Source organism: Halomonas sp. C10-5, assembly GCF_057169305.1.
Map to the genome: position 1 here is coordinate 1782547 of NZ_CP175665.1, position 22824 is coordinate 1805370.

The window sequence follows — 22824 nt, forward strand, 5'->3', positions numbered from 1 at the left end:
AGGCTCAGTCATTGGTGTCGGACTCGGACAAATCGGATTGGGCGTATCGAGAGGTATCGGAGGCATCCGGCAGTGTTGGTGCATGCACGCGGAAGCGCCCCAGTGCCGGCAGCGGCAGAATGCGGCCGCCTTCATGCTGAGCCTGGCGCCGGACCAGACCCAGCGCCGCGAGGCGGGCCAGGGTTTGCCGTGCCAGGCCATGGACGGCGCCCGGCTCGCAGGCGGACTTGCGCCAGTAGCGTCGGTAGTCGGCCTGCCACTGAAGGATCCAGGACTCCGCCTCCTCCAGGGTAATGCCCTTGGGGCCACTTGCGGCGGGGGCGTCCTCGGCCAGGCGCTCAGCCATCAGCAACGCAAGGTGTCCCTCGGTGCCCTCCGCCGGCATCTTCTCATCGGTGAGCTCGCCCTCAGGATCCACCAGTGCCAGCCCTTCGGCGCGCACCTCGGCCACCAGCCCCGTGGCCTGCTGCAGGCGACGCAGCATGGGCCCGCGTTGATTGGCCAGATAGGCAGCCTCCTCCTCGTCGAGGGACTCAAGATAGACCACCGGGTCGTCCAGCAGCCGGCGTGCCAGGCGGTGACGCAGCTCGCGATTGCGCCCGTCGGGGGTATCCGGCACGAAGGTCTCGCTCAGGGCACGCAGGCGTGCGTCCAGGTCGAGCTCGGCATCGGCACCGTTCAGGGCCATCAGGGAAGGGCCTCGGGCGGTGACCAGCAGGGCGGAAAGCAGTCGGCGGTCCACGTCATAGAGCACATCGCCCTCCAGGCCACGACGTAGGAACTGCTCCTCATCGCCGGCCACGCGCACCAGCACCCCGAGTTCCATCAGCAGGCGGACGACGACCACCAGGTCGCGGCGCGCCTCCTGATGGTCAAGGGAGAAGGCCAGCCCGCGCTCGGCCAGGGCAGGATCATCGACCGCCTGCCCCAGTCCCTCCCCCAGGCGCCCCAGGGTGATCTGGGCATCACCGCGTTCGAGATCCGCCAGCAGCAAGCAGAACAGCGCATAGCGGCGACGATTGAAGGTCTTGCGCTGGGTCCCCCGCCCTACCGTCGCTGGGCGAGTCGGGTCTTGGAGATCAGCGGGGCGCTTGTGCAGGCGCACGAAGTCACGCTCGCTCTGCAGGTGCCAACCGGTCTCCCGGGCCAGCCAGTCGCGCAGGGTGGCCACGTGACGGCGAATCAGGGGGAAGGCGCTGTCATCGCTGCGGATCAGCGGCCTCGCCAGCAGCGCACGCAAGGCACGGCGTTGCTCCTCCTGGCGCTGCCGCGTCAGGGCATCGCTCAGCTCCTCCATTCGTCTTCCTCCAGATCGACGATCTCCAGACGATAGTCACGGCCACGGAGTACACCGGCTTCCGTGCGCAGGGTCGCGGTGCTCTTGGGTCCCAGCGGCGTCAAGGTGATGCGCAGGCTACCGTCGCCGGTGGTTGTCGTCACTGGGGAATCATCGCCGGGACTCGCCGCCAGGGCATCGCCGAGCAGGTTGAGCAGCAGGCGAAAGGCGCCATCATCCAGCTCGCCCAGTTCCGAGAGTCGCTCAGCACGCCGCTCCACCAACTGGCGCCGCGCAGCTCGTGCCGCACTGGCTTCCTCAGCCAACTGGCGGGCCAGCAACTCGCGCTCCCGGGCGCGACTGCGCAGCTTGGGCGGCGCCCCGGGCTTCTGGTAGCTGCCGGTGGCGCGCAGCCGCGCCTGCACCTGCATGCCCGGGGCCTCCGCCCAGGGCGTACTGGCCGGTACCGGAGACTGTTGCCACGCCTCCGCGGTTTCTGCGTCGATCACCAGATGGCGGGCCGGCGTCAGGCCGAAGGCAGTTCGCCAAAGGCGATGCGCATCGCGGTCGCCATCACACTCCAGAAACCAGCGTGCCAGGGTGCGAAAGTCAGCGGAGCGGTCGCTGCGCGCCATGCGCCGCTCGTTGAGCCGGCCGACCATCTCCAGCAATTGGGTCACCGCACGACGAGCACTGCTGCGCAGCAGGCGGGCCTGAGCCTGACGCCCCGGCTGGTCGAGGAACCAGGCGCGCAAGCCCTCCCAGTGACCGTGCCAACGCCGCCAAGCCTCGGCGAAGGCCCGGGCACGCTCATCATCATCGGGAGATTCTCCGGGTGCCAGATCGAGGAGCTCGCGCTCGGCAGCCTGGCGCAGCAATCGCGCCACGGGCGCTTGCGCATCGCCGTCGCCATCCAATGCGCGAATCAGCTCGGCGATCTCACCGGAAGAGGTAGTCAGGTCCCCCAGGAAACGCTCGATATAGCCGATCACCCGCTCCTTGTAGAGCAGGAAGGCATCGGCATCACTGCCCTGCCCCTCCAGGGTGCGGTTCAGTCCGGTCATGAAGGCCCGGGCATTCTCGGCCAGATCGGCGAAGACGCCGGCCAGGTCGCGCAGCAGCAGCTGGCTCTCGGTGGCCGAGGGCGACTCGCTCTGTGCCAGGGTCAGCAGGGCGCGCAGGCGAGTACGGATATCCTCCAGCGCCACGCTCTGCAGGGCCCCGCGCCGCCCCAGCTCCTGCTCGAAGGTGGCCAGGGCCGCCTCCACGGCTTCGCCCTGGCGGGTAATCTGATAGACGTAGAGCGCGCGATAGTAGTCCTCAACACTGGTCACCCGGGCATTGTCACGTTCGGCATCCAGGTTGCCCCAGGCCACCAGCTGGGTCAGCGCCGACTGCACGCTGGCCAGTTCCGGCTCGCCGATCTGCTGCTGCACATCCTCCGGGCGCAGATGCACCAGGAAGTGCGACTTTGCCTCCACGAAGGCGCGCATCACCCTCCGGTAGAGCTCAGCCTTTTCGGCAGTGACATAGCTAAAGGGGGTGTAGTCCAAGCGGGCTCCCATTTACTTGGTGGGTGACAGGGCCTGGGCCAGCAGGGCTCGCTTGCGCGGCAGCAAGGTGACCTCCAGCCCCAGGGGCCGGAAGACGCGGTTCTTCACCTCCAGGGTGACATTGCCCTTGTCGCCCTCCAGGTCGGAGAGGGTGCGACGGCTGATGCCGACCAGAGCCGCGTAGCGGGTCTGGGAGAGACCCAGCACGTCCCGACGCAGGGCACGCAACAGCTGACCGTCGGTCAGCTCGCTTGCATAGAAGCGCTGGAGCAACGCCACCAGCGCCGCTTCACGTTCATCGACATGGCGTGGCTTCACAACAACCCCCAGCGCTTGAGGCGCGTGCCAAGGGACCGTAACCCTACCGATGGCATATCCAGAATTCGAGAGGGAACGCCGCGCAAGGCCAGGCGCTCATCGAGGCCTTCGAGATCGCCTGCCAGCTGCCGGAGCGCCTCCATCAGCTGATCGGGCTCCACGAGATCCGACAGAGATTTCGCAACGGCGTGCCAGTCGTATTCGCCCCCAGCCTCAAGCGGCGGGCCCCACTGGGTGGTCCGCGTGACGCCCTCGGAATCGGCTCGCATCGGGGCGAAATCGTAGACCGGTGAGAGCCAAACTCCCTCGGGGCGTTTCAGCAGCGCCGTATTGCGGCCGTGGTTGTCGGAGTTGCCGAACGCGATGTTCAGCAGATCACGCTGCACCCATTCGATGACGAAGGCCCGGGTGTCGAAGGCCTCACCCCCTTCGCGGATACGGTACTGGCCCTGAAGCAGCGCCACCAGGCGACGTAGGGTCTCACCATGGCGAAGGAAGGTGCCAGGCGACGCTCCCAGCAAGGAGTAAACAGATTCCAGACCGTACCGAATCCAGGCCCCGTCTCGGTAGTGCATATCGAAGCGCGGCAGCCACAGCGAGGGATAGCGCTCGCCCTCGATCAATCGCATGGCGTCGGTTTCGATGGTGTCGATGCCAAGAGCGGCGAGCTCCTTGTAGTAGTGATACTCGGCACGCAGGATATCGCAGTCATCGGCACTACGGCGGCCGCGGGGAAACTTCACCAACATCGGCAGGTCCGCGCAATGGACCTCATCCTGCCAGGTATCGATCCAGACCTGCTCGTCCGTGGTAAGCCGGAGCAGCAGCTTGGGAGCCTCGCCACCGGCACCTGTGGCCCCGCCGCTAGCCGCGCCCATCTGCTGGGCATACTCCAGAAAGTCGACATCCCGTTCCACCACGCTCTGCACCGGGAAGCGTCGTTCACCGAGGGCATCCCTCAGGCGATTGTCGGGGACTGCCTCCTTGACGCGAAGGTTACCCACCGGCGCAATGGTGCCGCGAGCCAGTAGCTCCGTATCCTGTCGTCCGCTCGAAAGGTGCTGGATACCGAGATAGTCCACCCAGAAGCGACGGCTGGCCCCCGCCGGCATGATGTCCTCCAGGAAACCAAACCAACGCGGAGACTCATGCGTCAGCATCAGCTCTACCGGCAGCACCAAGCTGGTGGCATGTAAGTCATCGTGAAACATCCACTCGACGGCATAGTCAGTTTCGTATCGAAGCCTGGACACGCCAAAGGTCCCGCGCTCCGGATCTGGCAGTGACACCTGGGCGGCATCGTGCCAGGTCTTGTCGAAATGGATTTGCAGGGTCAGTTTCACGGCTTACCTATGCGCATTTAAATGCTCAATTCTTGACTAAAACGCTATTTATGAGAAGCATAGCTCACAATGAATCATACCAGCAGGTTAAATGAGCATCATAGCGCACAAAACTCTATGCTACCTACCACCCATCTGCGCGTCGACACTGCCAGGCAATGTGGTGGCGCTGCTGCTGTAGCCTGCTCCACCCGTGCTCACTCATCCCAGCCTCCTGCAGGACGTTGAGGTGTTCCTGCTCCCGGCGCTCCTTGCGCACCTCGTCCAGCCGCTTGGTGAAGGTCTGCACGATATGAAACCAGTCGACCGTGACCTCGGCCTTGGGAAGATGCTCGGCCACGCCGCTCAGGAAGGCCTGTGACATGTCACAGACGACCTCGACCACGTTGTCAGGATCGCCGCCATGGGCCGCCAGGAAGGCGCTGAACGCCGTGATGGCGTCTTTGCCGTGGCCTTGGACGGCGAAGATCACCGGCTCCTGCTTGCGCTGCATGTCGAGGAATACCGTCACGTAACGCTGGCCGCGCCGAGAGGCGGTTTCGTCGATGCCGACGGTGGCCACGTTGCTCAGATCCAGCTCCCCCAGCATCCGGCCGACGTAGTGGTGCACGATGCGCCACAGCCGCTTGTCAGAGATCTCCAGCTGGCGGGAGACGGCCAGCACTGGCATCTCCTTGACCAGCGACATGGCGGCTTGCTCGAACAGTAGGGTGAAGTCGCTGCCCGGCCGGGCCCAGGGCACCTCGATGCGCCTGACGCCATGCTCCGGGCACTTGGTGCGGGGCACGCGGGCGTGAAGGTAGCAGTGATGCTGGAAGAAGTTCAGGTGCCGCCATGTCTTGTCGGCGAAATCGTGAGCCGGACAGGCCTTGCCGCAGTCAGGACAGGGGTAGAGGCTGCCCCGCTCGGCCTCGACGTAGAGATCCAGGCGATGGGGTGACACGGAGGTATCCAGGTGCTGGTCCTTGAGGATCCAGGGCGCTTCCAGGCCCAGGCCGAGGGTCAGAATCTGGGTGCCGTCCATGTCATGCCTCCTGTCGTCGTGGAGGTCATATCCTGGCCCAGCTCAGGGGGCGAATTCCACACCTGGCGTCGAAGAGCCAAAATTATAAGCATCAAGGGGGTCTGCCCGGAGATTTTCCCTAATGGGAAAATAAGCATCTAGAAACAGGCCTGCGATGAGTTGAATAAGCACATACTGGATACTATAATATCTATTTTCATTCAAAGCATTCAGTTATAGACATCATAATGTCTATAAGAGGCGCCATGCGACTCACGCTACTTACCGCAAGCGATGTCCAGCACGACTTGGCGAGAGCCATCAGGAAGCGCAGGCGCGAGCTCAAGCTGTCCCGCGACGCCCTGGCAGAGCGGAGCGGCGTGCCGGCCCCCACGATCAAGCGATTCGAGACGACCGGCCAGATTTCATTGCGGCAGTTCCTGCTGCTGTGGCAGAGCGTGGATCGCCTGGAGCGTGTGGCAGAGTTGGCGGCGCCAGCGCCGACCATGCCTGGCAGCATAGAAGAGGTGCTGCGTGACGATTGACTTCACTCCCATCCGACAACTGGACGTGCGACGTCGCCTCAGCGATGGCCATCGGGTACTCGTCGGCCGCCTGGCCCAGAACAGGCAGGGCGTCTTCTTCCAGTACGACGACGCCTACTGTCGCGAGCACCACAGCCTGTCGCCGTTCCAGCTCCCCTTCGACGCGCGATTGCATGCTGCCCCTCCCGCTCCCCACAAGGGGCTCCACGGCCTATTCGCCGACTCGCTGCCAGACGGCTGGGGGTTGATGCTGATGGATCGCCTGTTTCGGCAGCACGGCATACCACCCCATGCGGTGACTGCCATGGACCGGCTGGCCTTCGTCGGCGAGCACGGCATGGGAGCTCTCAGCTATCACCCGGCCTCGGCACTTATTGGTTCAGACGAAGCCGACCACTGGAGTCGCCTGGGCGAGCTGGGTGAACAGGCCCGACAGCTCTTCGAGGGCCAGACCGATACTGTGCTCGCCACACTCGCTCAGGCGGGCAGCTCAGGAGGGGCCCGCCCCAAGGTGCAGGTTTACCTCTCGCCAGGCAGCACCGACCGGGCCAGCACCCGCCCTCGCCCGGGACTGGAGCCCTGGCTCGTCAAGTTCACCTCCAGCGCACTGGCGCTGGGACATGAAGAAGGGCTATGCGAGGCGGTCTACTTGACCCTGGCCAAGCGGGGCGGAATCGAAACGCCTGACTGGCAGCTCATCACCCCACCCAAAGGCTCTCCGGCACTAGCGTGGCTGGCGCTGCGGCGCTTCGACTGCAGCCAACAGGGGCGCTACCACATGAGCAGTGCCTGCGGACTACTGGACGCCGACTTCCGCCTGCCATCGCTCGATTACGAAGACATCATCAAAGCCGGCCAGGTCCTCTGCGGCAGTCCCGCCATCGGCAGAGCACTATTTCGTCGGGCAATATTCAACCTCTTCGCATGCAACCAGGACGACCACAGCAAGAACTGGGCCTTTCTCCTGCAGGATGACGGTCAATGGTGCCTTTCCCCCGCCTATGACATGACCTTTAGCCCGGGCCCTTACGGCGAGCACGCCACCGCCTTCAAGGGGCACGGCAAGAACCCGCCGTTAAAGGTCGTTCAAGCACTGGCCGACCAGGCCGGCTTCACACGCTGGAGCGAGGCTCGGCAAGTCATCGAGGAAGTAGTGACGGCGATCAACGCATGGGATGAGGAGGCCAGGGGGCTGGGCATCAGTGCAGGAGTACGTCGGGAAATAGCGCAGCACCTGGATGCTCTCCAGAAAGCCAACTGCGCTCTTCTGACCGGATAGTCCGCCGGCCCTCTACCCCGAAGACCACAACGCCCAACTCCCCTGTGGATGAAGCTCAGGGGGCCGGGCGTCCTGGTTGTCTGGCAGGCTTTCTGGAGCGAGGCGTTCAGCGCAAGGGGCCTGCCCTATTCCTCGGCCTCAGGCTTCTCGAACACCCAGCCGGTGCCCTCCCGGGAGTCCTTGAGGATGATGCCCAATGCCGCCAGTTCGTCGCGGATGGCGTCGGCGGCGGCGAAGTCTTTCGCCTTCTTGGCCGCGGCGCGCTCGTCGATCTTCGCTTGTATCTGTTCCTCTGATAGCGGCAGTTCACCAGCGCCAGCCTTGAGGAAGGTGGCCGGATCCTGCTGCAGCAGGCCCAGGACGGCCCCCAGGCGCCTGAGCTCTGCCGCCAGGGCCGGCGCCTCGCCGGGCGCTTCCTTCTTCGCCCGGTTCAGCTCCCGGGCCAGGTCGAAGAGCACCGAGAGCGCCTCGGGGGTATTGAAGTCGTCGTCCATGGCGGCGGTAAAGCGCGACTCGAACTCCGACGCCACTTGGCCACCGGCGCCATCGCCCGCGCCCCCCTCAAGCGCCCGCCCTTCAAGAGCGAGTCCTTCAAGAGCCAGCCCTTCGAGAGCATTGTAGAAGCGCTCAAGCGACTTGCGGGCCTCGGCCAGGGACTCCGGCGCATAGTTGATCGCGCTGCGGTAGTGGCTCGCCACCAGCAGGTAGCGCACCACCTCGGGGTCGTGGTGCTCGAGCACCTCGCGGATGGTGAAGAAGTTGCCCAGCGACTTGGACATCTTCTCGTGGTTCACCCGCACCGCCCCGGCATGCATCCAGGTATTCACGAACGGCTTGCCGTTGGCCGCCTCGGACTGGGCGATCTCGTTCTCGTGGTGGGGGAAGGTCAGGTCCGGCCCGCCGCCGTGGATATCGAAGGTCTCACCCAGGCAGCACTTGGACATCGCCGAGCACTCGATATGCCAGCCAGGACGGCCCTCGCCCCAGGGCGATGGCCAGCTCGCCTCGCCGGGCTTGGCCGCCTTCCAAAGCACGAAGTCGAGCGGGTCCTCCTTGTGCTCGTCCACCTCGACCCGGGCTCCCGAACGCATCTCGTCGAGGTCGCGGTTGTTGAGCTTGCCGTAGCCCTCGAAGCGGCGTACCCGGTAGTAAACATCGCCGTTGTCCGCCGCATAGGCGTACCCCTTGGCAATCAGGGTCTCGATCATGGCGAGGATGTCGTCGATATGCCGGGTGGCACGCGGCTCATGATCAGGCGGCAATACACCGAGGCGCGCCTCATCCTCGTGCATCGCCTCGATCATCCGCTCGGTGAGCGAGGCGATCGTCTCGCCGTTCTCGTCGGCCCGGCGCAGGATCTTGTCGTCGATATCGGTGACGTTACGCACATAGGTGACGTCATAGCCGCGCTGGCGCAGATAGCGGGTGATGACATCGAAGGCCACCATCACCCGGGCATGGCCCAGGTGGCAGTAGTCATAGACAGTCATGCCGCAGACATACATGCGCACCTTGCCCGGCTCAATCGGCGTGAAGGGTTCCTTGCGACGGGTCAGCGTGTTGTAGATCTGCATGTCAGCCCTTCTGCTTGTCCTGGACGTTCTTCTGGGCTTCCTTCTTCTGAACCTTGGCCCAGGTGTCCTTCAGCCCCACGGTACGGTTGAACACCAGCTTGCCATCGCGGCAGGCGTGGCGGTCGGCACAGAAGTAGCCCACGCGCTCGAACTGGAAGCGGCTCTCGGCGTCGACCTCGGCCAGGCTGGGCTCACCCACGGCCTGGCAGACCACCAGCGAATCGGGGTTGAGGTGCTCCAGGAAGTCGGCGTCCTTGTCCTTGTCCGGCTGCTCCTCAAGGAAGAGGTTGTCATAGAGGCGTACCTCCATGGGCACACCGTGCTCGGCACTGACCCAGTGGATCACGCCCTTGACCTTGCGCCCTTCCGGGTTCTTGCCCAGGGTGTCGAAGTCCACGGAGCAGCGCAGCTCGGTGATCTCGCCGGCGTCGTCCTTGACCACCTCGTCGCAGCGGATCACGTAGGAGTTACGCAGCCGCACCTCCTTGCCCGGTGCCAGGCGGAAGAACTTCTTGGGCGGCTCCTCCATGAAGTCGTCGCGATCGATATAGATCTCGCGGGTGAAGGGCACCTTGCGCACGGCCATGTCCTCGCGCGCCGGATGGCCGGGGACCTCGTAGGTCTCCTCGTGGCCTTCCGGGACGTTGGTCAGCACCACCTTGAGCGGCTTGAGCACGGCCATGGCCCGCGGCGCATTGTCCTCGAGGTCGGCGCGGATGGCGTGGTAGAGCATGGCGATATCCACCAGGCCGCCGTCAGCGCGGGTCACCCCGATCATCTCGCAGAACTTGCGGATCGACGCCGGCGTGTAGCCACGGCGACGCATCCCGGAGATGGTCGGCAGGCGCGGATCGTCCCAGCCATCGACGATGCCCTCGTCCACCAGCAGCTTGAGCTTGCGCTTGGAGGTCAGGGTGTAGTTGAGGTTGAGTCGCGCGAACTCGATCTGGCGCGGCTTGGCCGGCACCGGCAGGTTGTCGAGGAACCACTCGTACAGCGGGCGATGATCCTCGAACTCCAGGGTGCAGATGGAGTGGGTGATCCCCTCGATGGCGTCGGACTGGCCATGGGTGAAGTCGTAGGAGGGATAGATCTTCCACTTGTCGCCGGTCTGGTGGTGCGTGGCATGGCGAATGCGGTAGAGGATCGGGTCGCGCAGGTTGATATTGGGCGAGGCCATGTCGATCTTCGCCCGCAGCACCTTCTCGCCCTCGGCAAACTCGCCTGTGCGCATGCGCTCCAGCAGGTCGAGGTTCTCCTCGGGGCTGCGCTCGCGATAGGGGCTCGGGCGACCCGGCTCGGTGAGGGTACCGCGGTATTCGCGGATCTCGTCCGGCGAGAGGTCATCGACATAGGCCTTGCCCTCGCGGATCAGGTGCTGGGCCCAGGCATAGAGCTGGTCGAAGTAGTCGGATGCGAAGCGCACCTCCCCTGCCCACTCAAAGCCCAGCCAGCTGACGTCCTCCTTGATGGCGTCGATATAGGCCTGCTCCTCCTTGGCTGGGTTGGTGTCATCGAAGCGCAGATGACAGTCGCCACCGAACTGCTCGGCCAGCCCGAAGTTGAGACAGATCGACTTGGCGTGCCCGATATGCAGGAAGCCGTTGGGCTCCGGCGGGAAGCGGGTCACGATCTTGCCGGTACGCCCGGCCTCGAGCTCCTCGCGAATCTGATTGCGGATGAAATTCGGGGCGCTGGTGGTTTCGGTGGACATGTTGAGAAGAACAGCCTCTGGTTGAAAGTGCGGGCCTGACGGCGCAAGCGTTGCCAACGCGCCTCAGTGGGAGGCGCCGGGGGCAGGGCTAGAGGAGGTCCTACGCCAGGGATGGCGTCGGTAGCGCCCAAGGAGGGGGTCACAGCGCCTCCTCGAAGGCCTGCCGCCGGATCAGCCCCGGGCGCCGCCACCAATGGCAACCGCCGTGCCCTGCCCCACGCTCGCTTCGCGCATGGAAGCAAAACCGGTATTATAGCGCCACGCCCACGGGCAACGCCAAGGCGGAGCCCCTTTATTGCACAGGAACTTAGCGATGATCGTTCTGCAGACCACCTACGGTGACATCAGCGTCGAGCTGGACCACGAGAAGGCCCCCAAGACCGCCGCCAACTTCGAGCAGTATGTGCGCGACGGCTTCTACGACGGCACCCTCTTCCACCGCGTGATCGAGGGCTTCATGGTCCAGGGCGGCGGCTTCGACGAGGACTTCAACCAGAAGCCCACCCGCGACCCGATCGAGAACGAGGCCGACAACGGCCTGGCCAACGAGAAGGGCACCCTGGCCATGGCGCGCACCCAGGATCCGCACTCCGCCACCGCCCAGTTCTTCATCAACGTCGCTGACAACACCTTCCTCAACCACAGCGGCAAGTCCATCCAGGGCTGGGGCTATTGCGTGTTCGGACGCGTAGTCGACGGCATGGACGTGGTCGAGAAGATCAAGAACGTCGAAACCACCCGTCGTGGGATGCACGCCGACGTGCCGGCCCAGGACGTAATCATCGAAAAGGCCTACGTCAAGGAAGACTGATCCCCCTGCCCTGCCTCAGCTGGCGCCCGCCCCGTGCGGGCGTCTTGCCTTGCGACGCACGACGTGAGAACTCACCATCATGGCCACCCTGCTGATTTCCGATCTGCACCTGCACCCCGGCACCCCCGAGATCACCGAGGGCTTCCTGCGCTGGCTGGAGGAGCGCGCCTGCGGCAGCGATGCCCTGTATATCCTCGGCGACTTCTTCGAGGCGTGGATTGGTGATGACCTGCTGGACCTCGTCGGTGCCGACCCCAGCGGCAATGCCGACCTGGCGGCGCGTATCGCCCGAGCGCTGCGCCGGCTTGCGGATGATGGCACCAAGATCTTCCTGATGCATGGCAACCGCGACTTCCTGCTGGGTGAGCGCTTCGCCCGCGAGGCCGGCGCCACCCTGCTGGATGATCCCAGCGTGGTCGAGCTGGGCGGCAAGCCCGTGTTGCTGATGCATGGCGACAGCCTGTGCACGCGGGACGAGGCCTACCAGGCCTTCCGCGCCCAGGCCCGCCACCCGCTGTGGCAGGAGCAGGTACTGTCGATGCCCATCGACCAGCGCGTCGCCCTGGCCAGCCAGCTGCGTGCCCAATCCGGTGAGGCCAACTCCAACAAGGCCGAGGACATCATGGATGTGACGCCCGAGGAGGTAGTCAAGGTGATGGCCAAGCACGGCGTTACCACCCTGATCCACGGCCACACCCATCGCCCGGCGGTGCATGAACTCGAGGTCGACGACCAGCCCGCACAGCGCATCGTGCTCGGTGACTGGCAACCCGGCAAGGGGTGGGAGATCGTGGTCGACGGCGATGGGGAGCCCGAGCTGCGCGAGATCGCCTTAGTCTGAAGGCGGCGCAAGTCGGCAGGCAGCAAGGCGGGCCTCCAGGGCCGCCGCCTCCGGCAGACTACCCGCCTCACCGATGATCTCCAGCCGCGAATCCTGTCGCCAGCCGGCCTGTTCCAGGCTCACCGTGGCATCGGCGCGGTTGTAGCGTTTCCAGCCGGCATCAGTATGCAGTACCCCCTTGATGCGCAGCTGTACCGGCAACTCGCCGAGCAGCGCCGTGATGCAATCCAGATCGAAGCAATCCTCCGGGTGCCAGCGCCATCCAAGGGTGGCATAGCCCAGCGAGTCGCCTTGCTGACGCACGGGCTGCCCCGGCGTCGGCGTGGCTTCGCTGAACCCCTCCAACACAAGACTGGAGCCCGCCGCTTCGCGTAACTGGCGATGCGCCTCGCTGTCGGGTGACGACCGGGATGGCACTCGGTTTCCACCAACCCCATCCAGCAGCAGCGCCAGAGGCAGCTCGCCATGGGGAGCCGGTCGTACCCACTTCTTGGCCGGCCAACTCTCGGCCAGCAGGGCCTCGGCGGCGGCGCGCTGGCTGGGCGTTGCCAGGTCATCCATTGTCAGCGCCACGGCATCCGCGATGGCCAGTTGGTCACGGAAGGTCTCGTGTTCACGGGAGCGAGGGTCGTCGAGGCGGCGCGGATCCAGCACGGTGATGATGTCCTGAACCGCCAGCACGTCGTTAAAGGCTTCCCCGCGGAGTACCTCCAGCAGCCCCGCCGGATGACCCAGCCCCGAGGGCTCGATGATCAGCCGGTCCGGCCGATAGCGATGGAGCAGGTTGACCAGGGTCGCCTGCATCACGAAGGCCAGCTGGCAACAGAGGCAACCTCCGGGAAGCCCCTTGACCACCAGATCATCCCGCTCATCGAACATCGCCTGGTCGATGCCCACCTGGCCGAACTCGTTCACCAGCACCGCCCAGCGTTCGCCAGCGGGCTTCTGGTCGATCAGGCGATGGATGAGCGTGCTCTTGCCGCTACCCAGAAAGCCGGTGATCAGGTGGACGGGGATATTGGCCAGGGGCGCGGACATAAGGATCCTCTCGGGAGTCATAATGTTACACCATAACAATTTTATAACTCATCGCGCATTAACGTGAAGTTGCCGATCTGGGGTGGCGTCATCCGGGGAGGTCTTCGGCCTCCAGTCGCGCAACGGAGCTGCCCCCATACGAACTGGTTTCACATCAAACTGGAGCACCAAAAGAAAACCCCGCGGGCCCTGTAGGGGTGCGGGGTTTCTACTTTCTGCTTTCTACTTTTTCTTGGCCGCTTGGCTGGTTGGCAGCTTATAGCTTGTCCACCTAGCGCTTGATCTCGGCCTCGCTACGCAGGTGCTCGATGAGCCCCTGGATGGCGGCCTGGGCGCGCAGGCGCTCGGCCATAGAGGAGACGAACTGCTCGACCTGCTCGTCGACCTCGCCTTCACCGACCGACTCCAGGGCGATGATTACGGCGCGATCGCCGTCGACCACCGTGCCATAGGCCGGGGCATCACCCTCGGGGGCCGGCAGCCGGAAGGCGGCGTCGACGATGCCTCGAGAAAGTCCCTGGCTATCCTGACGGCTGACCTCCTCGGCCTGCTGCCAGTCGAGGTCGATCGACTCGCCGTCACGCAGGGCGGCAACAAGCTCATCGGCCCGGGCACGCAGCGCATCGCGACGCATCTCTCTCTCGACCTCGGCGGCAACCTCGTCGCGCACCTCAGCCAACGGCAGCGTGGTCGCCTCACGGTGTTCGGCTACGCGCAGCACCATACGGCGATCGTTGTCCAGTTCGATCACCTCGCTGTTGTAGCCCTCCTCGAGCACGTCCCCGCTGAACGCCTGGGACATCACGCCCGGCTCGGAGAGAACGCCTTCGGCACCGTCGCGGGAAACCCAGTCGCTGGTCTGGAGCTCGAGCCCGAGATCCTCGGCGACACTCTGCAGGTCGTCTGAGGCGAAGCTCTCGTCGATCAGTTGCTGGGCCCTGTCGTTGAACTCCCCGCTGACCCGGTCCTGGGCCAGCTGACGACGCAGGTCGTCACGCATCGACTCGAACGACTCGCGCTCCAGGCCGGTCACGGTCAGCAGGTGCAGGCCGTTGTCGGTCTCGACGATCTCCGAGACTTCTCCCTCATCCAGGGAGAAGGCGGCCTCGTCGAAGGCCTCACCGAAGAAGCCACGACTGACCACGCCCAGGTCGCCCCCCTGCTCGGCGGAGACGGTGTCATCGGACACCCGGGCGGCCAGATCGGCAAAGGACTCGCCCTCGGCGAGGCGGGCCTGGACCGCTTCCAGCTCGGCCATCGCCTCCTCACGGCTGCGCTCTTCACCGAAGCTGAGCATGATGTGCGAGAGACGGCGATCGGCATCGGCAGTCTGCTCACGCCAGGCGTCGCGCAGCGCCTCCTCGTCGATCTCCACCTGGTCGGCCATCACCTGGCGGTCGAGCACCACATAGTTCAGGCGTACCTGCTCGGGCCGGCGGAAGCTGTCCTGGTGTTCGGCGTAGTACTCCTCGATGGCCGTCTCGGAGGGAACGATCTCCTCCTCCAGTGACCCGGCATCCAGAGCCGCGTGGCGGAAGGTCCGCGTCTGGCGCTGCAGCTCGGCCAGGCGCTGCTGCTCGCTGGGCAGCGTGAAATCACTGAACGCCAGCCCCTGCTGCAGCTGCTGCTGCTTCATGTCGCGGCGCAGCTGGTCGCGGAAGCCCACCGGCGTATAGCCGGCGCTGGCCAGGCGGTTGCGGAACAGCTCACTGTCGAACCGTCCCTCCTGATCCTGGAACTCGGGCAGCGAGACGATGATCTGGTCGAGCTGCTCCTCGGAGAGATGCAGGCCGCCCTCCTCGGCATACTGGCTGAGCACCTTGTCGGTGATCAGCTCGTCGAGCATCTGGCCACGCAGCGCGCGCTCCTGCTCCGGCGGGACCTGGCCGCTGCGGATAGCGCGCTGAACGGAGAGCTCGAGCTCCTGGCGCATGATCGGCTCGCCGTTGACCTCGGCGACCTCGTCACCGCTGTTGCCGAACAGGCCCACCAGCGACTCCACACCGAACAGCGCCATGGTCACCACGACTGCCCCGACGATGATCTTGGCTCCCCAGCTTCGGGAGCGGTCTCGAATACTTTGCAGCATGCAGGCCTCGGAAGTGTTGCCTCGAAATGGATATCTAAAAATTCGGCTGCCGATAACAAAGACAGGCGCACCGCCGAGGGCGATGCGCCTGTATCAATCAACCATCAACGGTCAACCAGCGGCGGCGCGAACGGCGCGCTTCTCCAGTTGGCCAGGATTAGTTGACGGAATCCTTCAGCGCCTTGCCGGCCTTGAAACCGGGCACCTTGGCCGCCTTGATCTCGATCGGCTGACCGGTCTGGGGGTTGCGACCGGTGCGAGCAGCACGCTCCTTCACATGGAAGGTACCGAAACCGACGAGGGAGACACTGTCGCCTTTCTTCAGGCTATCGGTCACGGAATCCACCATGGCATCCAGAGCGCGCGCGGCGGATGCCTTGGGAATATCGGCAGACGCGGCGATGGCTTCGATCAGCTCAGACTTGTTCACACTTCACCCCTTGACTTTTTCGGAAATTGGCCCCAATCGAACCGGTATTTCAACCAACAAGCACGATCACAGCATGAGGTAATTTATAGCAATGCGGAGAAAGCGCTGTCAAGCAACATTCAGGGCAGAGCCCCACCATATCAGGCTTTGAGCAGAATAATAGTGGGGAAATTGACCTCAATGCGTGCTGATCATTGACTGCGCTGAAGAGGCGTCATCGGAACGGGATTCCCCCTCGGATTCCTCATTCCTTTTAGCTAATGCCACCTCAAGCACCTCGTCGATCCAGCGTACCGGCCTGATATCGAGAGCCTCCTTGATATTATCCGGCACCTCCTTGAGGTCCCGGCGGTTCTCCTCGGGTACCAGCACGGTCTTTATACCACCGCGCCTGGCGGCCAGCAATTTCTCCTTCAGGCCGCCGATCGGCATGACCTCTCCGCGCAGGTTGACCTCACCGGTCATGGCCACATCGCAGCGCACCGGCCGACCGGTGTAGGCAGAGACCATGGCGGTGACCATGGCGATACCCGCGCTGGGGCCATCCTTGGGCGTCGCGCCCTCGGGCACGTGGATATGCAGGTCTTCCTTCTCGAAGCGCTCGGGGTCGATACCCAGAGACAGCGCACGTGCACGCACCACGGTGTGGGCGGCACTCACCGACTCCTTCATCACGTCACCCAGCGAACCGGTCTTGTTGACGCGCCCCTTGCCCGGGGTCACTACCGACTCGATATTGAGCAGCTCACCACCCACCGACGTCCAGGCAAGCCCGGTCACGCGACCGACCTGATCTTCCTGGTCGGCCAGCCCGTAGCTGTAGCGGCGCACCCCAGCATACTCCTCGATATCCGCGGCGGCCAGCAGCATGGGTGCCTGGGCCCCCTCCTTGCTCTCCTTCTCGAGACGCACGCGCAGCACCTTGCGACACACCTTGGCGATCTGGCGTTCCAGCTCGCGCACCCCGGCCTCGCGGCTGTAGTAGCGGATCAGCTCGAGCAGCGACTCGTCGGAGAACGCCAGCTCCTCGTCCTTGAAGCCGTTGGCCTTGAGCTGCTTGGGCACCAGGTAGCGCTTGGCGATGGCCAGCTTCTCGTCCTCGGTGTAGCCGGGCAGGCGGATCACCTCCATGCGGTCGAGCAGCGGTCCGGGGATGTTCATCGAGTTGGCGGTACAAATGAACAGCGTCTCGGAGAGATCGTAGTCCAGCTCCAGATAGTGGTCGCTGAAGGTATCGTTCTGCTCCGGGTCGAGCACCTCGAGCAGCGCCGACGCAGGGTCGCCGCGATGGTCCATGCCGATCTTGTCGACCTCGTCGAGCAGGAACAGCGGGTTCCTGACCCCGGCGCGGGACATGCGTTGCACGATCTTGCCCGGGAGCGAGCCGATGTAGGTGCGGCGGTGACCACGGATCTCGGACTCATCACGCACGCCGCCCAACGCCAGGCGCACGTACTTGCGGTTGGTGGCCCGGGCGATGGACTTGCCCAGCGAGGTCTTGCCCACCCCGGGCGGCCCCACCAGACACAGCACCGGCCCCTTGAGCTTCTTGACCCGCTTGTGCACCGCCAGGTACTCGAGGATCCGCGCCTTGACCTCGTCGAGGCCATAGTGGTCCTCGTCCAACACCTTCTGGGCGTGGACCAGGTCGTGCTTGACCCGGGTGCGCTTCTTCCAGGGCACCGACACCAGCCAGTCCAGGTAGGAGCGCACCACGGTGGCCTCGGCGGAGTTCGGCGACATCATCTTCAGCTTGCCCAGCTCCTGGGTGGCCTTCTCGCGGGCCTCCTTGGGCATGCCGGACTCTTCGATGGCCTGCTCGTACTTCTCGGCCTCGTTGGGCACATTCTCGAGCTCGCCCATCTCCTTCTGGATGGCCTTCATCTGCTCGTTGAGATAGTACTCGCGCTGGGACTTCTCCATCTGGTCCTTGACCCGAGAGCGGATGCGCTTCTCCACCTGCAGCAGGTCGATCTCGGACTCGATCAGTGCCATCAGGTGCTCGATGCGGTCGCGCACCTTGTCCATCTCCAGCAGCTGCTGCTTGTCGTCGATCTTCAGCGACAGGTGAGCGCAGATGGTGTCTACCAGACGGCTGGGGTCCTCGATGCCGGAGAGCGAATTGAGCACCTCGTTAGGCACCTTCTTCGACATCTTGACGTACTGCTCGAACTGGTTGAGCAGCACGCGCACCAGCGCTTCCTGCTCTCGCTCGGTGAGCGGCACGCTCTCGCGCAGCAGAGCCTCGGCGCTGGTGTAATCATCGCCGGCCTGCAGCTCGCCGACATCGGCGCGCGAAACGCCCTCGATCAGCACCTTGACGGTACCGTCGGGCAGCTTGAGCAGCTGCATGATCTCGGCCACGGTGCCGATGGCGAAGAGGTCGTCGCGGTCGGGATCGTCCTTGCTGGCCTCGCGCTGGGCAACCAGCAGCACTCTCTTGTCGGCACTCATGGCGGCGTCTAGCGCCTGGATCGACTTCTCGCGACCCACGAACAGGGGAATGACCATCTGCGGGTAGACGACCACGTCCCGCAGCGGCAAAAGGGGCAGACTCAGGGTCTGATCAGCGTTCTGCTGCATCGCAGACGTACCTCAAAGAAAACGAAGGGATGCCCCGTGGAATGGGGGCGACCGGGTGACTTTGCAAGGCAGGAGCCGAGAGGACAAAAAAAACGGGAGCTGCCGCGACTCCAGCCGGCCGGGCCGGCGATGGAGACAGGGCGCTCCCGTGGGATAGATCCCGATCGATCAGCCGTCGGTACCGTCGCTGGCGGCTTCCTGCTGCTGCGAATAGATCAGTAGCGGTTCGCTTTCGCCGCCGATCACCGAGGCGTCGATCACCACCTTGCTGACACCCTCCAGCGAGGGAATCTCGTACATGGTGTCGAGCAGCACCGATTCGAGGATCGAGCGCAGGCCACGTGCACCAGTCTTGCGCGCCATGGCCTTGCCAGCCACTGCCCGCAGGGCATCGTCACGGAACTCAAGTTCGACGCCTTCCATCTCGAACAGCTTGGCGTACTGCTTGATCAGCGAGTTCTTGGGCTCGGTGAGGATCTCGATCAACGCATCCTCGGTGAGCTCGGTCAGGGTCGCGATGACCGGCAGACGACCGACGAACTCCGGAATCAGGCCGAACTTGACCAGGTCCTCGGGCTCCACGGTGGCCAGGATATCGCCCACCGGCTTGCTGTCATCCTTGCTCTTGACCTCGGCATTGAAGCCGATACCGCCCTTCTCGGCGCGGTCGCGGATCACCTTGTCGAGACCGGCGAAGGCGCCGCCGACGATGAACAGGATGTTGCCGGTGTGAACCTGCAGGAACTCCTGCTGCGGATGCTTGCGGCCACCCTGGGGCGGCACCGAGGCGGTGGTGCCCTCGATCAGCTTCAGCAGCGCCTGCTGCACGCCCTCTCCCGAGACGTCACGGGTGATGGAGGGGTTGTCCGACTTACGCGAGATCTTGTCGATCTCGTCGATGTAGACGATGCCGCGCTCGGCCTTCTCCACATCGTAGTCACACTTCTGCAGCAGCTTCTGGATGATGTTCTCGACATCCTCGCCCACGTAGCCGGCCTCGGTCAGCGTAGTGGCATCGGCAATGGTGAACGGCACATTGAGCAGCCGCGCCATGGTTTCGGCGAGCAGCGTCTTGCCGCTGCCGGTGGGGCCGATCAGCAGGATGTTCGACTTGCCCAACTCCACGTCGTCTTTCTTCACGTCGGAGCTCAGGCGCTTGTAGTGGTTATAGACCGCAACGGACAGCACCATCTTGGCGCGGTCCTGGCCGATCACATAATCATCGAGCGTGTGACGGATCTCGCGAGGCGTCGGCAGACGCTCATCGTCGCTCTCGGCATCGGCATCGAGCACCTCCTCGCGAATGATGTCATTGCAGAGGTCGACACACTCATCACAGATATAGACGGACGGGCCGGCAATGAGCTTGCGCACCTCGTTCTGGTTCTTGCCGCAGAACGAGCAGTAGAGCAGCTTGCCACCGTCGTCCTTGCCTTTGCCGTCGGCCATTCGCTTACCTCTTTTCATGTTGGTGGCACCTGCCAGAGCCGGCGCCACCGAGCTCACAACGGCGGCCAGCGCCGCCGGGAACATTCAGCGTGTAATGCAAATCACGCTATCAGGATGTGGGCCGCTTATCCAGCACGGCGTCGATCAGGCCATACTCCGCGGCCTGGTTGCCGTCCATGAAGTTGTCGCGGTCGGTATCCCGGGCGATCGTCTCGATGTCCTGGCCGGTATGCTGCGCCAGGATGCGATTGAGCTTGTCGCGAATACCGAGGATCTCACGGGTGTGGATCTCGATGTCCGAGGCCTGACCCTGGTAGCCGCCCAGCGGCTGGTGGATCATCATCCGCGAGTTGGGCAGGCAGAAACGCTTGCCTGCCGCCCCGCCGGCCAGCAGCAGCGCGCCCATGCTCGCCGCCTGACCGATGCACACGGTGGAGACGTCGGGCTTGACGAACTGCATGGTGTCGTAGATCGACATGCCCGCCGTCACCGACCCCCCCGGCGAGTTGATGTACAGGTGGATGTCCTTGTCCGGATTTTCGGATTCCAGGAACAGCATCTGTGCCACCACCAGGTTGGCCATGTAGTCTTCCACCGGACCCACCAGGAAGATCACACGCTCCTTGAGCAGGCGGGAATAGATGTCGTAGGCACGCTCGCCGCGCGCGCTCTGCTCGACCACCATGGGCACCAGGCCGCCGGCATTCTGGATATCGAACTCGTTGCTCATCTGCGTGTTGTCCTTGCATCCGATGAATGGAAGCGAAGAGAAACAGCGCCCCGGCATGAACCGGGGCGCGGGGGCATCAATCAGGCCTGGCGCTCTTGCTCGCCGGCCTCTTCGCTGCCCTCGTCCTCCTCGGCCTCTTCCTGCTGCTGGGCCGCGGCCAGCACGTCCTGGTAGGACATCTCGACGTCCTTGACGCTGGCCTGGCCAAGCAGCACGTCCACGGCCTTCTCTTCGAGGATAGCGGACTTGACCTGGGTCTTGAGCTGGTCGTTACCCATGTAGTGCTCGACCACCTGCTCGGGCTCCTGGTACTGCTCGGCGAGCTCCTGCACCTTGGCGCGGATCTCGTCGTCGCTGGCCTCCAGCTCGTTGGCCTTGATCACCTCAGCCAGCAGCAGACCCACCTCGACGCGGCTCCGGGCCTGCTCCTCGAACAGCTCGTTGGGCAACTGGGAGACGTCGAAGTCCTCGCCCAGGCCGAACTGCTGGGCCGCCTGGCGCTTGAGGCCATCGGTCTCCTGCTGGACCAGCGCCTGGGGCACCGGAATCTCGTTGGCCTTCTGCAGCGCGGTCAGCACCTGCTGCTTGACGCGGTTATCCACCGCCTGGCTCGCCTCGCGGGTCATGTTCTTCTTGACCTCGGCGCGGAACTTGTCGAGATCACCATCCTCGACGCCGAACTTATGGACGAACTCGGCATCGACCTCGGGCAGGGTCTGACCCTTCACCGCGTGGACCTTGACCTTGAAGGTGGCTTCCTGGCCGGCCAGGTTCTCGGCCTGGTAGTCCTCAGGGAAGGTGACCTTGATCTCCTTCTCTTCGCCGGCCTGGGCACCGATCAGCTGCTCCTCGAAGCCGGGGATGAAGCTGCCGGAACCGATCACCAGGTCGTGACCCTCGGCGCTGCCGCCCTCGAAGGGCTCGTCACCCAGGAAGCCCTGGAAGTCGATGGTCACCTGGTCGCCATCCTCGGCGGCGCGCTCGACCGCTTCCCAGGCAGCATTCTGCTTGCGCAGGGTATCGATCATCTCGTCGACGTCGGCCTCGGTCACCTCGACCACGGGACGCTCGACCTCGGTGCCTTCGATCGGGGCCAGCTCGACCTCCGGGTAGACCTCCAGGGTCGCCACGAACTCGAGGTCCTTGCCCGCCTCGTTGACGGTAGGCTCGATCTGCGGGAAGCCAGCCGGGTTGAGCTCGTGCTCGGAGATGGCGCGAACGTAGCGCTCACGCATCACCTCGCCCACCACCTCGTTGCGCACGTCGCTGCCGTAGCGCTGACGAATCACCGACATCGGCACCTTGCCCCGACGAAAACCGTCCATACGAACGTTCTTGGCGGCATCCTTGAGACGGGCATTGACGGCCTCATCGATCTCGGCGGCCGGTACTTGAACCGTGATGCGGCGTTCGATCTGGGAGGTCGTATCGACGGAAACTTGCATGAAATGTCCTCTACCGACTGGGGGCATCGTGTTGCGTGAATGGAAATTCAAAGGGGGGATTTTATGAATCCCGCCCGGCACTGGCAAGCGCCATGGCGAGACAAATGGGGGCGAAGCGAGAGATTACAAGGCTTGGCGACGCATCTACGCCAGAAATCGCCGACGCCAGGGCGACCGCATGCGCACACCTTGCGCCACGCACTGGAATGCCTGGAGGATATCGGTTGACGACGAACTATTGACGAAGAGCCAGCCACACCAATCAGACGACCTCGCGGAGAGCATCTGACGAAGGCGATCTATGGAGCACGTTCGGAGGTTCTTGCTGAGGAGTCAAGGCGTGGGGTGGATGATGGGGATCGAACCCACGACCACCGGAGCCACAATCCGGGGCTCTACCACTGAGCTACATCCACCATTGCCTTGCTAAAGATGTCGAGGTGGGGTGGATGATGGGGATCGAACCCACGACCACCGGAGCCACAATCCGGGGCTCTACCACTGAGCTACATCCACCACATCGACAGTTGCTCGAATCGACTTCCTGCTACCGCACCCGGATGGCGCGCCCAGCAGGACTCGAACCTGCAGCCTACGGCTTAGAAGGCCGTTGCTCTATCCGATTGAGCTATGGGCGCATTCTACGTTCCAGGTCGCCTCGCCGCAACCCTGAGTGCCAAGAAACCGCAAGACATTCAAGAAGTTGTGGTCGGAGTGGAGGGATTCGAACCCCCGACATCCTGCTCCCAAAGCAGGCGCGCTACCAGGCTGCGCTACACTCCGCCGGCGATCTAGCGGGCTGG

General features: G+C 64.2%; 18 protein-coding genes and 4 tRNA genes. 4 read left to right on the top strand and 18 right to left on the bottom strand.

Going from position 1 to position 22824, the window contains the following annotated elements:
• Positions 1–4: 4 nt before the first annotated feature.
• The 5 genes from ACJ7IV_RS08330 to ACJ7IV_RS08350 all read right to left on the bottom strand — a co-directional run bounded on the left by ACJ7IV_RS08330 (position 5) and on the right by ACJ7IV_RS08350 (position 5514).
• Positions 5–1297 carry a TIGR02678 family protein gene (locus ACJ7IV_RS08330; RefSeq protein WP_483863986.1) on the bottom strand — a complete coding sequence of 431 codons (1293 nt, stop codon included), beginning with the start codon at positions 1295–1297 and terminating at the stop codon, positions 5–7.
• Positions 1285–2829 carry a TIGR02677 family protein gene (locus tag ACJ7IV_RS08335; RefSeq protein WP_483863987.1) on the bottom strand — a complete coding sequence of 515 codons (1545 nt, stop codon included), beginning with the start codon at positions 2827–2829 and terminating at the stop codon, positions 1285–1287. The genes ACJ7IV_RS08330 and ACJ7IV_RS08335 overlap by 13 nt, the downstream gene beginning before the upstream one ends.
• A gap of 12 nt (positions 2830–2841) precedes the next feature.
• On the bottom strand, positions 2842–3147 hold the full coding sequence (locus tag ACJ7IV_RS08340; protein WP_483863988.1) for a helix-turn-helix domain-containing protein: 306 nt from the start codon (positions 3145–3147) through the stop codon (positions 2842–2844).
• The gene (locus ACJ7IV_RS08345; protein ID WP_483863989.1) at positions 3144–4490 is read right to left on the bottom strand and encodes a type II toxin-antitoxin system HipA family toxin; all 1347 of its coding nucleotides are present in this window, start codon (positions 4488–4490) and stop codon (positions 3144–3146) included. The genes ACJ7IV_RS08340 and ACJ7IV_RS08345 overlap by 4 nt, the downstream gene beginning before the upstream one ends.
• A 124-nt stretch (positions 4491–4614) precedes the next feature.
• A complete protein-coding gene (locus ACJ7IV_RS08350; protein WP_483863990.1) occupies positions 4615–5514 on the bottom strand; it encodes an ISL3 family transposase in 900 nt (299 codons plus the stop codon).
• Between the two features lie 245 nt (positions 5515–5759).
• On the opposite strand from ACJ7IV_RS08350, the gene ACJ7IV_RS08355 reads away from it, so the two are divergent.
• Both ACJ7IV_RS08355 and ACJ7IV_RS08360 read left to right on the top strand, forming a co-directional pair.
• Positions 5760–6038 carry a helix-turn-helix domain-containing protein gene (locus ACJ7IV_RS08355; RefSeq protein WP_483863991.1) on the top strand — a complete coding sequence of 93 codons (279 nt, stop codon included), beginning with the start codon at positions 5760–5762 and terminating at the stop codon, positions 6036–6038.
• Positions 6028–7317, top strand: coding sequence for a type II toxin-antitoxin system HipA family toxin (locus tag ACJ7IV_RS08360; RefSeq protein WP_483863992.1), 1290 nt, complete (start codon positions 6028–6030; stop codon positions 7315–7317). The genes ACJ7IV_RS08355 and ACJ7IV_RS08360 overlap by 11 nt, the downstream gene beginning before the upstream one ends.
• Before the next feature lie 125 nt (positions 7318–7442).
• Here the strand turns inward: ACJ7IV_RS08360 and cysS are convergent, their stop codons facing one another.
• Both cysS and ACJ7IV_RS08370 read right to left on the bottom strand, forming a co-directional pair.
• Positions 7443–8891, bottom strand: coding sequence for a cysteine--tRNA ligase (gene cysS, locus ACJ7IV_RS08365; protein WP_483863993.1), 1449 nt, complete (start codon positions 8889–8891; stop codon positions 7443–7445).
• Between the two features lies 1 nt (position 8892).
• Complete coding sequence (locus ACJ7IV_RS08370; protein WP_483863994.1) at positions 8893–10605, bottom strand: glutamine--tRNA ligase/YqeY domain fusion protein; 1713 nt, start codon at positions 10603–10605, stop codon at positions 8893–8895.
• Between the two features lie 313 nt (positions 10606–10918).
• Here ACJ7IV_RS08370 and ACJ7IV_RS08375 point away from each other — a divergent pair, with 313 nt between their 5' ends.
• Both ACJ7IV_RS08375 and ACJ7IV_RS08380 read left to right on the top strand, forming a co-directional pair.
• Positions 10919–11416 (top strand): peptidylprolyl isomerase, encoded by a 498-nt coding sequence (locus tag ACJ7IV_RS08375; RefSeq protein ID WP_213313200.1) that lies wholly within the window; start codon positions 10919–10921, stop codon positions 11414–11416.
• A 79-nt stretch (positions 11417–11495) separates the two neighbouring features.
• On the top strand, positions 11496–12257 hold the full coding sequence (locus ACJ7IV_RS08380; protein WP_483863995.1) for a UDP-2,3-diacylglucosamine diphosphatase: 762 nt from the start codon (positions 11496–11498) through the stop codon (positions 12255–12257).
• On the opposite strand, the gene ACJ7IV_RS08385 is transcribed toward ACJ7IV_RS08380, so the two are convergent.
• The 11 genes from ACJ7IV_RS08385 to ACJ7IV_RS08435 all read right to left on the bottom strand — a co-directional run bounded on the left by ACJ7IV_RS08385 (position 12249) and on the right by ACJ7IV_RS08435 (position 22804).
• A complete protein-coding gene (locus tag ACJ7IV_RS08385; RefSeq protein WP_483863996.1) occupies positions 12249–13295 on the bottom strand; it encodes a CobW family GTP-binding protein in 1047 nt (348 codons plus the stop codon). The two genes, ACJ7IV_RS08380 and ACJ7IV_RS08385, sit on opposite strands and share 9 nt — an antisense overlap.
• A 271-nt stretch (positions 13296–13566) precedes the next feature.
• Positions 13567–15384: a SurA N-terminal domain-containing protein gene (locus ACJ7IV_RS08390; protein ID WP_483863997.1), complete on the bottom strand. Its 1818-nt coding sequence runs from the start codon at positions 15382–15384 to the stop codon at positions 13567–13569.
• A gap of 157 nt (positions 15385–15541) precedes the next feature.
• Positions 15542–15814, bottom strand: coding sequence for an HU family DNA-binding protein (locus ACJ7IV_RS08395; protein ID WP_027962884.1), 273 nt, complete (start codon positions 15812–15814; stop codon positions 15542–15544).
• Between the two features lie 177 nt (positions 15815–15991).
• Positions 15992–18397 carry an endopeptidase La gene (lon, locus tag ACJ7IV_RS08400; RefSeq protein WP_483863998.1) on the bottom strand — a complete coding sequence of 802 codons (2406 nt, stop codon included), beginning with the start codon at positions 18395–18397 and terminating at the stop codon, positions 15992–15994.
• Positions 18398–18565: 168 nt separating this feature from the next.
• The gene (gene clpX / locus ACJ7IV_RS08405; protein ID WP_161432036.1) at positions 18566–19846 is read right to left on the bottom strand and encodes an ATP-dependent Clp protease ATP-binding subunit ClpX; all 1281 of its coding nucleotides are present in this window, start codon (positions 19844–19846) and stop codon (positions 18566–18568) included.
• A 109-nt stretch (positions 19847–19955) separates the two neighbouring features.
• On the bottom strand, positions 19956–20576 hold the full coding sequence (clpP, locus tag ACJ7IV_RS08410; protein ID WP_232911503.1) for an ATP-dependent Clp endopeptidase proteolytic subunit ClpP: 621 nt from the start codon (positions 20574–20576) through the stop codon (positions 19956–19958).
• Positions 20577–20656: 80 nt separating this feature from the next.
• Entirely contained in the window at positions 20657–22021 is a 1365-nt protein-coding gene (gene tig / locus ACJ7IV_RS08415; protein ID WP_483863999.1) for a trigger factor, read from the bottom strand.
• A gap of 341 nt (positions 22022–22362) precedes the next feature.
• Positions 22363–22437 (bottom strand) — tRNA-His (locus ACJ7IV_RS08420).
• Positions 22438–22462: 25 nt separating this feature from the next.
• Positions 22463–22537, bottom strand: a tRNA-His gene (locus ACJ7IV_RS08425).
• 45 nt (positions 22538–22582) lie between these two features.
• Positions 22583–22659: transfer RNA gene (locus ACJ7IV_RS08430), tRNA-Arg, on the bottom strand.
• A gap of 68 nt (positions 22660–22727) precedes the next feature.
• Positions 22728–22804: transfer RNA gene (locus ACJ7IV_RS08435), tRNA-Pro, on the bottom strand.
• Between the last annotated feature and the right edge of the window lie 20 nt (positions 22805–22824).

Bases quoted from the DNA above. Each gene is read 5' to 3' on its own strand.
- ACJ7IV_RS08330 (WP_483863986.1), bottom strand. From the start codon at position 1,297: ATGGAGGAGCTGAGCGATGCCCTGACGCGGCAGCGCCAGGAGGAGCAA.
- ACJ7IV_RS08350 (WP_483863990.1), bottom strand. From the start codon at position 5,514: ATGGACGGCACCCAGATTCTGACCCTCGGCCTGGGCCTGGAAGCGCCC.
- ACJ7IV_RS08355 (WP_483863991.1), top strand. From the start codon at position 5,760: ATGCGACTCACGCTACTTACCGCAAGCGATGTCCAGCACGACTTGGCG.
- cysS (WP_483863993.1), bottom strand. From the start codon at position 8,891: ATGCAGATCTACAACACGCTGACCCGTCGCAAGGAACCCTTCACGCCG.
- ACJ7IV_RS08370 (WP_483863994.1), bottom strand. From the start codon at position 10,605: ATGTCCACCGAAACCACCAGCGCCCCGAATTTCATCCGCAATCAGATT.
- ACJ7IV_RS08375 (WP_213313200.1), top strand. From the start codon at position 10,919: ATGATCGTTCTGCAGACCACCTACGGTGACATCAGCGTCGAGCTGGAC.
- ACJ7IV_RS08380 (WP_483863995.1), top strand. From the start codon at position 11,496: ATGGCCACCCTGCTGATTTCCGATCTGCACCTGCACCCCGGCACCCCC.
- ACJ7IV_RS08385 (WP_483863996.1), bottom strand. From the start codon at position 13,295: ATGTCCGCGCCCCTGGCCAATATCCCCGTCCACCTGATCACCGGCTTT.
- ACJ7IV_RS08390 (WP_483863997.1), bottom strand. From the start codon at position 15,384: ATGCTGCAAAGTATTCGAGACCGCTCCCGAAGCTGGGGAGCCAAGATC.
- lon (WP_483863998.1), bottom strand. From the start codon at position 18,397: ATGCAGCAGAACGCTGATCAGACCCTGAGTCTGCCCCTTTTGCCGCTG.
- clpX (WP_161432036.1), bottom strand. From the start codon at position 19,846: ATGGCCGACGGCAAAGGCAAGGACGACGGTGGCAAGCTGCTCTACTGC.
- clpP (WP_232911503.1), bottom strand. From the start codon at position 20,576: ATGAGCAACGAGTTCGATATCCAGAATGCCGGCGGCCTGGTGCCCATG.
- tig (WP_483863999.1), bottom strand. From the start codon at position 22,021: ATGCAAGTTTCCGTCGATACGACCTCCCAGATCGAACGCCGCATCACG.